Here is a 1,455-nt window from a genome sequence, read left to right on the forward strand (position 1 = left end):
GAGCGTTTTGCAGTAATCTGAGGCCTTGAGCCGTAAGGATTTTCGGACATAAAAAAGGGACTTCACCCCAACTTGGAGAAGTTTTCAAGTGACCAAACCCAAAAACCTCAAGGATGGAGGAAGTCACTTTGTATATTCTCCAAGAATGTCTGTTTTCCTTCGAAGAACTTTTAAAAATTCAACCCAAGGAGAGATTGCCGATCTTCTTCAGCTCTCTCGATCTGAGACCGTATGCCAAGGAACTGAGAAGCCGTTCACCCCGAGGCGCTGAGGGATACTGCAGACAAGGTATTCTACGAGCACTCTTGGCTGCGCCGCTTGAAGGAATAAGTACCTTTTCAGGGTTGCATAAGCGTTTGGATACGGATCTCCGGTTTCGTTATCAGTGTGGTCTTCCGCTGGATCGAGAAGCTCCTTCCATATCCACATTAAGCCGAGTTTTCTCAGAACTGACGAGAAAGGACTTGGCAAAACGGCTTTTTGAGGATTTGGTCACACGCTGTCAGCAGGAAGGTATCATAGAAGGCAGTAACGTCGCCATAGACAGCGCCGCTCTCCGCGCTTACGAGAAAAAGCAGCCCAAACGCAAAAGCGAGCAAACGGGTAATGCGAACTGGGGCGCAAAAATTGATTCCTTCGGCAATAAAATCACATGGTTTGGTTACAAAATTCATCTGGCGGTCGATACGAAAAGTGAATTGCCGATCGCCTTGGAAGTAACGCCGGCGCATGTCAATGATGGAGAAATGGCGCCGGGCCTGATCGAGAAAACAGCGTCCAGGACGAGCACACGATTTTTCATACTCGATGCGGGCTACGACCAAATGAAAGTTTATGAGGCCGCCCGCAACGTCAAGGCACAAGCCATCATTCCCCTTAATCTTCGGGGGGAGAAGGAACCGCCTGCTGGCATGACCTCGAACGGAACACCGTGCTGTTCCATGGGTTATGCGATGACATACTGGGGAGTTGACGGCGATATGCATAAATTTCGCTGCCCGCATGCCACGGGTAAAGTCGACTGTCCGCTTGGCATGGCTGCCTGCTCGTCTTCAAACTATGGAATGGTCGTCAAAGTAAATGCGAAGGATGATCTCCGGCGATACAGCATCCCTCATCGGGATACAAAGCGTTGGAAGGAACTTTACAATGAACGAACCAGCGTAGAACGCTGCAACTCCCGATTGAAAACCTATTTGACGGCAGACGCCGCACATGTCCGGGGCATTCAGAAAGTCACAACTCACCAGTATTTGAATGCCATTGTTCTGCTTGCATCTGCGCTCGCCGTTTCTCATCATTCAAAACGGGCTGCCGCTTAAAAAACGAGCTGTTCTAAAATTCTGCAAGTCTGCCCTTTTCTTCATCCATATAATACCATTTTCGAAAATTACCCCTTAACGACAGTGAATATGCTATCGCTTCTTCTCTGAAACGGAATTATGCAAAACACTC

The 1,455-nt window shown here is 48.5% G+C and carries 1 protein-coding gene; it reads left to right on the top strand.

All coding sequences use genetic code 11. From position 1 onward, the window contains the following. Positions 1-128 precede the first annotated feature (128 nt). A complete protein-coding gene (locus AC27KL_RS27980; protein WP_016311143.1) occupies positions 129-1,322 on the top strand; it encodes a transposase in 1,194 nt (397 codons plus the stop codon). Positions 1,323-1,455 lie beyond the last annotated feature (133 nt).

This window comes from Paenibacillus sp. YAE3 (assembly GCF_057546105.1).